This is a genomic window from Levilactobacillus lindianensis, assembly GCF_003946095.1.
Lineage (GTDB): Bacteria > Bacillota > Bacilli > Lactobacillales > Lactobacillaceae > Levilactobacillus > Levilactobacillus lindianensis.
Map to the genome: position 1 here is coordinate 1 of NZ_RHOD01000044.1, position 9,324 is coordinate 9,324.

Sequence of the window (9,324 nt, forward strand, 5' to 3'; positions counted from 1 at the left end):
GGGCTTTTAATTTACAAAAAAATCCTGTTAATAGATTACCACTCTGGCAATCCATCAACAGGAAAAAGTATAGAACCAAATGTTAAAGCTCATCGCAATTGGCGGTGAGCTTTTTTATAAAGTAAAACGTGTTATAAATAATTTTTGAAATAAGGCTTGCCTTAAAGTCCACATGAGGGGGTATACTTTTGCCGTTAAATAAAATATGGGGAGAACCACTTTATGAAAAAAAGAGGATTTTTGATTTTGGGGCTTGGCCTGTTAGCTTTAGGGTTGTCGGCCTGTGGCCTTAGTAATCGGAGCGATGCGGCAACGTTGCCTAACGCTAGTAAATACGAGCCAACGCTGTTCTTTCACGGCTGGGGCAGTAGTATGCACGCCGAGGAACAGATGGCGCATTCACTGGTAAACGCTGGCCTAACGCACACTATTATTCAGGCAACCGTTTCGAAAAAGGGAAAGGTTTCGCTAAAGGGTCACTTCCGCGAAGGTGATTACCATCCAATCGTCGAGGTTGGGTTTGAAGACAATCATAATGCCAGTTCGCAGCAGTGGGGGCAATGGGCCAAGGCAACTGTGATTAAGTTGCAGCAGACCTATCACACAAAGAAGTTCAATATGGTTGGCCACTCGATGGGTAACATGGCCATTATGTTTTACTTACGGGACAATAACCGCAGTTTACCAAAATTACAGAAACAGGTTGATATTGCCGGCCACTTTAACGGAATTCTTGGTATGAATGATGAGCCCAATCGAATGAAGCTGCAGGCCAATGGCAAGCCTGAGAAGATGCAAACGGATTATAAGCGGCTGCTAGGTCTCCGTAAAACTTACCCGAATGAAGCTGCGGTTCTAAATATTTATGGCGATAAGAATGATGGGTCGCATTCGGATGGATCAGTCAGTAACGCTTCCTCCCAATCATTACGATACCTGGTCTCAGTCCGAGCCAAGTCCTATCAGGAACGTAAGATTGTTGGGGCCAGTGCGCAGCATAGCAAGTTACACAACAACATAAAGGTCGATAAACTGTTGATTAGTTTTTTACGGAATTAGTCGGTGTTAGTGTTTAATCATAGATAATTAAACAGATACAGCAAATCCAGATGGTTGGAGATGCTGTATCTGTTTTTTAGTGACATTTTGGCCAGTTCTTTGATCTTTTTAATAACGCTTGGACATAGCTTCTAACTGAGCTTTGCACATTTCTTCTGGAGTTTGTCCTGGATGATCTGGTAATCCGTAGTGGGCGACATCTATAAGCAACATTCGACAAAAATCATTAATGGTCAATCCCTTTTTGGCCAGCTCTGCTTGAGCACGAAGTTTAATATCAGGGTCAATACGAATGCTGAACAGGACATCTTTTGGGTTTTTATCTGTCATTTAATGTTCACCTCTGTTATTCAGCGTACAACTTATTAAGAACTATTCAACGGAAACGTCTTCAATTTGACTTATTGGAGATTGGAAGATAATTATTGTGAATTCATCGGCAACTAATCTGAAGCCCTTGCGAAAAATCAATTTTCTAGTAGGATAGGGACTATGACAAAACAAGTAAACGCAACTGGTCAGCTCAGCGGTGGCAAATTGAGCTGGGTGCTGGTAGTTGGTTTGGTTAGTTTCGGGTGTGGTGTTCTTCCTGCCCCAGTATCTCCAACTGAGTCCTGGCGCTACGGCGCTAACCGCGGGACTGGAGCTCTTGCCGTGGACGGGGACATTAGTTGTGGTGGCTCCCTTTGCCGGACGAGCAGTCGATAGATTTGGCGAACGGTGGGTAGCCACGCTAGGGTTGGCACTTCAAGGTTTAGGTTATCTGTTAATCGCCATATGCGTTCATAAAAGTTATGGCTGGTTGATTGTACCGCTAATGCTGGCAAGGGTTGGGTTGTCAATGGCTGGACCAGCCTTGCAGAAGACCGTTCTGGGAGCCGTTCCACGCTCAGCAATTGGCCAGGCTTCGGGAATCTATAATGTTTTTCGCTTGCTAGGTGGGGCATTAGGGACCACTGTTGCCGTGATGATTTTTTACCAGTTCCAGAGTAGGGATTTTGTCCGTGGATTTCAAGCGACGATGTGGGGGACGGGCATGGTGTCATTGCTGGGAGTGGTGTGGTCATGGCGGTTGGCGTCTAATGTGCCTCGAAGTTAGAGCAGGTTCAATTCAGTTTTTAAATCGATGCTAATTATGGCTGTTTTACATACAATCAGTTTTGATGGTTCCGTAGTGATAAGCAAATCGACTTTTGCAAAACCCGCTAAATTGTATTAGGTCCGGTGGTTTATTGATTGTTGTTAAAATTGATTGTGGTCACGCAAAAATGTGATGTGGGGTGCGATAGTTATTTATCAGCGGTTCCTTCTTGACGACTTCCATTTCCTCGATTAGGCTTGAAATGAAGTGGTAATTGGCCGGGGCTTGCTTGAGACCTATCAACAGGCATTACCGTTTATGCTTATCATGCCATTGACCGTTTTCAATTTTGAAAACGACGTGCTTATCATAGTCAGAACTAAACAGGGGGTGGTGTCGTGGAAATGACAAAAGAGGAATTGATTAAATTCAGTAGTCAGGGTAGGCAGGTGGTCGTCGATGAACCTTTCAATAATCCAGCGCATCGGAATCAAATTATTTTCGACGCAATGCGGCATTCAACAAGTAAAAAAATATTTGGTCTAGCTTATCATAACGATGAAGGCTTATACCTGGATCTCAAGTGTGAGACGGGGAAGATTGATGAGTTGGTTGCGAACTTCCCCTACATTTTAGCTGGGAAGCATTTCACCAAACAACATTGGATCACCCTGGATATTCACCGGCTGACCTCGAAGTCTGAACTGGCCAATCTAGTGGATGCGAGTGACCAATTGACTGATTAACGTAAGCGCAAGCTCAGTACGACTCAGTTGGTCACTACAAAAGGTGTGTAATTGAGTAGAAGAGAACGACAAGTAGGAGGCGCTTTCAATTTAGTAGGAAACTCGTAAACCAAACACACCGCAAAATGACTAACTCCGTGAGATCATACAGAGCTAGTCATTTTGTGGTATCTCACCCTGATTAATAAAGGTTTGTGGGTGATTTAATTTTTGAAAGTTCTTATCAGTAAGCTTGACCATGCCACCACCAACTGAAGTACCAGTCAACTTGGCAGGATGGTAATTTGAATAAACCTACATAGTTCGGATGAAGTTGTTGCGCATGTGGTGCATCACATACCGGCCAATTGTTTTGTCTATGTCGTTGGTCTTAACGTTAGAGCAAGTACAAAGCGAGTCAGACCAATCACAATAATCCCACTGAAAAACGCACGGGCACCAATAAACGCTGAGTGGGCACCAAAAAATGATTGGACTGTTACCAGTAATCCAGTCCCGATGGAACCACCCACTTGTCGTAATGTATTCACCATAGCGCTTCCGTGATTAAGAAGCTTATCTGGTAGCACGTTCAAGGCTTCTGTCGTTAGTGGCGTCATTACGAGAGAATTACCCATCATTTTGAATATTAAGCATGTCGCCATCATAATCAATGAGCTATGAACGTTTAAAAATAAGAATGGTATCATCGAGATTGAAACAACTAGACTCCAGATTACGCCTAAGATCCTTCCACCAACGTGGTCATACAAACGCCCAGCAATCAATGAGGTTAACCCGCTAGCAAGTGCTCCAGGCAATAAGACCAACGCAGATGTCAGGGCTGTGTGATGCATTGCTGACTGAATTAGAGTAGGAAGAATGGCCTGGGGTCCAATTAGCGTGATAAACGACAGCATTACTAAGATTAGTGAGATGGAGAACTGACGATTTTTAAAAATACGGAAATCCAGCATCGGCTTAGTCAGCTGTCGTTCGCGATGAATGAAGATTGCAATAAAAATAACGCCGATTGCGATTGAAAGTGTTCCCAAACGTTGACTCTGATTGATGCTGCCGGTGCCATAAAGTAGGACACCAAAGCCTAGTGTTGAGTAGGCGATAGAACGATAGTCGACACGGTTGTTCTGCCGTTGTGGGGTGCCGACATTTTGCATCCCAAAGATAGTGGCAATAATCAGGGCTACCCCGATTGGAAATACAAGCCAAAACAGATAACGCCATGTCAATCGACTGATGATAAAGCCAGCAATTGTCGGACCAATCAGCGGTGCAAAACCGGTGGTAACCCCAATGATACCCATAACAGAACCATGTTTAGCCTTATCAACAATTGAGAACATCACGACTTGCATCAAGGGAATGATAATTCCGGCGCCAATTGCTTGGATAAGACGAGAAATCAATAGTAGTAGAAAACTTGGTGAGATTGCGGATAATAAGGTTCCTAGCGTAAATGAAATAAGCGCGAACAGCATTAGCTGACGGGTACTAAAACGACTGATTAAATAAGCTGTAACTGGAATCCAAACACCATTGACTAACATGTAAGCCGTAGTTAGCCATTGTACGGTAGAACTGCTGATAGAGAGCGTTCGCATAATATCTGGAAAAGCAGTAAACAGTAGTGTCTGGTTCAAGATAGAAATAAATGCGCTTAAACTGAATATGAGGAGCATTGTTTTTACATGATACTGTTTAGTTTTTGACATAGTAACCTCCAAAATCGGCACCTTAAGTTGTAAGTACAACTTAAGGTATAACTTATGCTATAACACTTTCTATTTTAAGTCAATTGCTTTAATATTTAACTACAACATGAAAAGAGGGTGCACAAGTGACAGAAAAACGGATTGCAACAACAGCTGAATTAATCTATCAAGTTGGCCAATTAGAAGGTCAGATTATCCAACGGCAGCTAGCCGATATTGGCATAAGAATGGATCATGCTAGATTACTTCATTACGTAGGTGAGACGCCTGGAACTAATCAAGTCAGATTGGCTAAGTACCTAAACGTGCAGCCAGCAACACTGACCAATATGATCAAGAAGTTAGAGAAACAGAATTTGGTCGTAAGACGGATAGATCCAGAAGACTCACATCAGCGGCAAGTTTTTTTGCTACCCCAAGGCGAAGAAACTGCCGGAAAAATTACTAAAACTTTTCATCAGTTAAATGATATTGTTGCGTCGGTAAATTTAGCGCAACAGGGTAGCCTATGTTTGTTGTCTAAGCGGTTGCGTGATTATTTAGCAAAGCTAACATGATATAAAGAGTAATTATTGCTATTTACAAAATGGATGGACAGTCAGTATAGGAAGTCGATAAAGGCCAGATTTCCATTTTCCAAGAAGTCTGGCCTTTCTAAATTCGTCGTACATTTTACTTGGTTTGATAATTACATTTTCTCCAGCCCACGCCGCTGTTCCTCATCAATGATATGAGTATACAGCCCAGTCGCGCTGGTTGAGTTCTGTCCCAGCTGAGTAGCCACGAGCTGTTCATTCTTGGTGGCCAGGTAGAGTTTTGAAGCTAAGGTGTGGCGAAGCTTGTGGGGCGTGATACGGACCTTAAAGGCGGCCGAGTATTTGGCGACCATTTTCTCGATAGAATTGGCCTGCATCCGTGAGGCTTGGCCCCGATAGCTGCTTAGGAACAGGGCCCGATCGCTGTTCGTGGCGTGATAAATGGCGGTGCGGTGTGCCAGGTAATCTTGAATATAGGGCAGTGTCCAGGGGGCAATGGGCACTGTGTCTCGTTGACCACCCTTACGGACGACGCCAATAGTACCCGTCTTGAGATTCAGATGGCGGAGATCGGCGTTTGCGGCTTCGGAAACGCGCAGGCCACTGCCTAGTAGTAAGGCGTTGATCGCGAGGTCGCGGACCTTATCGCGATGGAAATACCGCTGCTTAGCGAGTGAAAGCTGCTCCCCATATTTGTGATCGATGAATTCCAGGTAATCATGGTCGGTATTACCTAGCATCAGCTTGGATTTCAGATTGGCCGCACGAGTCGCGTAGGTTTCACTGGTTCTGACCAGCGCAATCTTATGCATGACGTTACGATCGAAGTAGGCTTCACCATGCTCGTCTTCCGTGTCCTCTGTAAGGTACTTAAATAGCGATGAGAGGGCATTTAGAGAACGGTTAATGGTCGGATGAGTTCGACTGCCAGGGGCGCCTGTGAGCTTCGTTTGATTCAACAGGGCGGACTTATATAATTCGACCGTTTCTTTTTTTAAAGTAGCCAAGACCTGAATATCAATATCGGCGGGGTGGGTGGCCAAAGTCAGGCCCTCACTGATGAGCCAGTTAAAGAAACGGCGGTATTCAGTCAGGTATTGATACAATGTTGCCGGGGAAAGGGGCACAGTGGCCTTGGCCTGATAGTATTCTTGAACGTACCAGGGCGCATTGGCCAGTTCTTCATTGATTAATTTTAAGTAGTGTTGCTTTTCCATAGAAGCGGCCTCCAAACGTATGTTCTCATATAGCTACTATGATACCGGGAATCGAGATAATTGGCAAGCCCCCCGCTGGTTTTACTGGTGACTACTCTCTTTAAAATATTTGTTTTAATGAAAGTAGTCGATTACTTCGGTAATCGTATTTTGATTTAGATGGCCACTCGTAGCACTCGGAATTGTTGCTGTACCAGTGCTTAGCGCGTCTTTTGAGACAATACATAAGCTTAATCGTAGCAAATATATGGTACTGCTCACAGTTACAAAAGCAGCCACAAATCCCGGTTTTACAAGACTTTAACACTTAATAATGCTGAAGATGACATCCTACGTGGCTAGTTGATAGAACCAGCCGCAAGTCCGAATATAGTTACCTGATAGCCGCTGGGACGCCTGATTCGCGCCAGTTCAGCAAGTCTAAGGCACTTGACCTTACAAGATCCCATTGACCTTGACCTGATCGGCGACACATCAGCAATGACTTCTGGGTTGCCAGGCAATCCGTTGGACAGCGACGTTACGGATACCCAGCCAAACTAATCATCGGTTTATTGATTTTGAACGTTGATTCTAAGCACACGTTCAGGAATTAGAGGGAGACCTCATCACGAGAATCGTGTAGAATACGCCTCTAAAAGTCGTATTTAGTGGTAAATAGACATGTTGGCAGCTGGTGAGCTAAACTTATCAGACATTACCCAGAAAAGGTTAAATCGTACTTACTAGCAAGATGAGTCTTCACGATTTCGGTTTTAGTAGCATACGTTTGATTTTTATGGGACGACCGCTTAGTCGGTACTTATAAGTTGTGGTCAGCAGACGACAACTGCCGTTAACATGTTGTTGAACTGACAAGTTTAAATGATAGTGTCAAATAAAGAAAGGGAACGGTAATCCTAACCTCGAAATCCGATTATTTTCTCTACTTTACATAATATATATTATCGAAAGTAGACCTAAAGTCCTTAAAATTACTCTTCCACTGAGATCTTTCAAAATCTTCGTTCTTTAAGTCATGGATCACTTCTTGCAAATTTTTTCCGATCAATTAAAGTTTCCCTAACTCAATTAAAATCCGTTTCGTAATTGGCGTTAAGTTATTTGGTAAATCCGCTAGCGCAAAATAACCGATCGTTTCGATTTCTGAACTCGTGACGTTTTGCTGGCCCGTTGCTGTCAATTCATATACGGCGGTCACGGAATCAATCCGATCCTGGTTTGGATATGTGTATTGCATGCCAGCACCACTGACAACTGTCAGCAGATTTGCCTGATGACCAGCCAGCCCGGTTTCTTCGTGTAATTCACGTTGTGCGGTGGTCACTAGTGACTCGTTTAGTTCTTTGGAGCCGGCTGGCAATCCCCAAAGCTGGTTATCGGTTCGTTTGACTAACAGTAATTGCTGCTGATTGTTAGTGACAAATGCCGCGGCACCCACCACAATCAAGGGTTGTGAACCGGTCATCTTTCTTAGATCTAGCACGTATCCCATCAAAGCACCTCCAGTGATTTTAAACTAATTGTAACATGCAAAAAGTGGCCTTACTAGTCCTGTAAGGCCACTCATTCAAGCTATTCTTGAGTCCAATGTTGCTTAATAAAGTCCTCGCGACCGCCCATTTCTTCAATCTGGTAGCGGAATGGGTTCTTTTGGTAGAAGTCTTGGTGTTCTTCCTCGGCGGGATAGAACGGTTGGACGTCCTCAATAGTTGTGACGATCGGGTCGTCGAACTGGCCACTGGCGGCTAACTTAGCCTTTGAAGCCTCGGCGGCCTGTCGTTGCTCCGGACTATTGACGAAGATGACTGGCCGGTAACTATCGCCGCGATCTTGGAACTGACCACTGGCATCGGTCGGATCCGTTTGCCGCCAATAGATTTCGACTAGGTCTGCGTAACTGATGATAGCTGGGTCAAAGGTAATCTCAACGGCTTCAGTATGTCCAGTCGTATGACTGGCAACGTCGGCGTACGTTGGATTGACCGTATGGCCACCCGTATAGCCGGAAACTACGCTCTTGATGCCGGGCTGGGTGTCGAATGGCCGAACCATACACCAGAAACAGCCACCGGCGAAAATTGCTGTTTGTGTCTCGCTCATTGTCATCACTCCTTATTTATTGGGAAAGAGACTCTCAAAGCCGTGGTAACCGCTGGCTTCTAACTGATCCGCTGGAATAAACTTCAGAGCAGCGGAGTTAATGCAGTAACGAAGTCCCCCACGATCCTGTGGGCCATCGTTAAAGACGTGCCCGAGATGCGAATGGGCATCCGTGCTGGTGACTTCCTGGCGGATCATGCCAAATGAGTGGTCGGTATGCTCTTGAACGTTGGCGGCGTCGATCGGTTTCGTGAAGGATGGCCAACCACAGCCGGCATCGTATTTGTCAGTTGAACTGAACAGTGGTTGCCCACTGACCACGTCGACGTAGATCCCTACTTCGTTAAATTGGTCATACTTCCCGGTAAAAGCGGGTTCTGTGGCTGCGTTCTGAGTCACCGCAAATTCTTCGGTGGTCAGTCGTTGCCGCAGGTCTTCTTTTGATTCGTTTGAATTCATGAGGATTCCTCCAATCGATTGTGCACAACTCATTACTCTTTCAGTTTAAAGGTTTTCCCATAAAAGGCAATTAATTAGCCTGTAAAGCCATAACGATCACAGCAAAAAGAGGCTGTGACATAACTGACCTCTATAGAACAAGAATAAGGCACGAAACCGAATTTTGGTTTCGTGCCTTATTTCTATGCTCTTGATTCTTAATCCATTTTTCTCTAGTAGAGACTAACTTGAGGATGTTCAATGCCAGAACGAGGATTCCAGTTTCTTTTTTGACCTTTTCTAGGCCGCGTACCGAATAGCGATGGAAATGCAAATAAGCCTTCGTCTTGCCAAAAATTGGCTCTACATCAATCTTTCGACGCCCATAGATAGCCTTGTTTTCTGGTTTTGAAAGCTGTGTGCGTTCCTTAG

Annotated in this window: 11 protein-coding genes; 4 read left to right on the plus strand and 7 right to left on the minus strand. The window is 44.5% G+C overall.

Features of this window, described 5'->3' with window-relative positions:
* Window positions 1–222 precede the first annotated feature (222 nt).
* The gene (locus EKM70_RS10855) at window positions 223–1,059 is read left to right on the plus strand and encodes an alpha/beta hydrolase (protein WP_125547744.1); all 837 of its coding nucleotides are present in this window, start codon (window positions 223–225) and stop codon (window positions 1,057–1,059) included.
* Window positions 1,060–1,167: 108 nt separating this feature from the next.
* On the opposite strand, the gene EKM70_RS10860 is transcribed toward EKM70_RS10855, so the two are convergent.
* A complete protein-coding gene (locus tag EKM70_RS10860; RefSeq protein WP_125547746.1) occupies window positions 1,168–1,389 on the minus strand; it encodes a type II toxin-antitoxin system RelB/DinJ family antitoxin in 222 nt (73 codons plus the stop codon).
* Between the two features lie 226 nt (window positions 1,390–1,615).
* On the opposite strand from EKM70_RS10860, the gene EKM70_RS10865 reads away from it, so the two are divergent.
* Both EKM70_RS10865 and EKM70_RS10870 read left to right on the plus strand, forming a co-directional pair.
* Window positions 1,616–2,158 (plus strand): MFS transporter, encoded by a 543-nt coding sequence (locus EKM70_RS10865; protein ID WP_125547748.1) that lies wholly within the window; start codon window positions 1,616–1,618, stop codon window positions 2,156–2,158.
* A gap of 386 nt (window positions 2,159–2,544) precedes the next feature.
* On the plus strand, window positions 2,545–2,886 hold the full coding sequence (locus EKM70_RS10870) for an MmcQ/YjbR family DNA-binding protein (RefSeq protein WP_225416439.1): 342 nt from the start codon (window positions 2,545–2,547) through the stop codon (window positions 2,884–2,886).
* A gap of 356 nt (window positions 2,887–3,242) precedes the next feature.
* On the opposite strand, the gene EKM70_RS10875 is transcribed toward EKM70_RS10870, so the two are convergent.
* Window positions 3,243–4,598, minus strand: coding sequence for a DHA2 family efflux MFS transporter permease subunit (locus tag EKM70_RS10875; RefSeq protein WP_125547752.1), 1,356 nt, complete (start codon window positions 4,596–4,598; stop codon window positions 3,243–3,245).
* Between the two features lie 125 nt (window positions 4,599–4,723).
* Between EKM70_RS10875 and EKM70_RS10880 the strand changes: the two genes are divergently transcribed.
* Window positions 4,724–5,155 carry a MarR family winged helix-turn-helix transcriptional regulator gene (locus tag EKM70_RS10880; RefSeq protein WP_125547754.1) on the plus strand — a complete coding sequence of 144 codons (432 nt, stop codon included), beginning with the start codon at window positions 4,724–4,726 and terminating at the stop codon, window positions 5,153–5,155.
* A 131-nt stretch (window positions 5,156–5,286) separates the two neighbouring features.
* Here EKM70_RS10880 and xerS read toward each other — a convergent pair whose 3' ends face one another.
* The 5 genes from xerS to EKM70_RS10905 form a co-directional block, all read right to left on the minus strand.
* Window positions 5,287–6,351: a tyrosine recombinase XerS gene (gene xerS / locus EKM70_RS10885; protein ID WP_125547756.1), complete on the minus strand. Its 1,065-nt coding sequence runs from the start codon at window positions 6,349–6,351 to the stop codon at window positions 5,287–5,289.
* 1,051 nt (window positions 6,352–7,402) lie between these two features.
* Complete coding sequence (locus tag EKM70_RS10890; protein WP_125547758.1) at window positions 7,403–7,846, minus strand: NUDIX hydrolase; 444 nt, start codon at window positions 7,844–7,846, stop codon at window positions 7,403–7,405.
* Between the two features lie 80 nt (window positions 7,847–7,926).
* Window positions 7,927–8,454 carry a peptide-methionine (S)-S-oxide reductase MsrA gene (gene msrA / locus EKM70_RS10895; protein ID WP_125547760.1) on the minus strand — a complete coding sequence of 176 codons (528 nt, stop codon included), beginning with the start codon at window positions 8,452–8,454 and terminating at the stop codon, window positions 7,927–7,929.
* A 12-nt stretch (window positions 8,455–8,466) separates the two neighbouring features.
* Entirely contained in the window at window positions 8,467–8,913 is a 447-nt protein-coding gene (msrB, locus tag EKM70_RS10900) for a peptide-methionine (R)-S-oxide reductase MsrB (protein ID WP_125547762.1), read from the minus strand.
* Window positions 8,914–9,043: 130 nt separating this feature from the next.
* Window positions 9,044–9,324, minus strand: a 281-nt coding sequence (locus EKM70_RS10905; RefSeq protein ID WP_164506303.1) for a transposase, incomplete at its 5' end; no start/stop codon positions are given.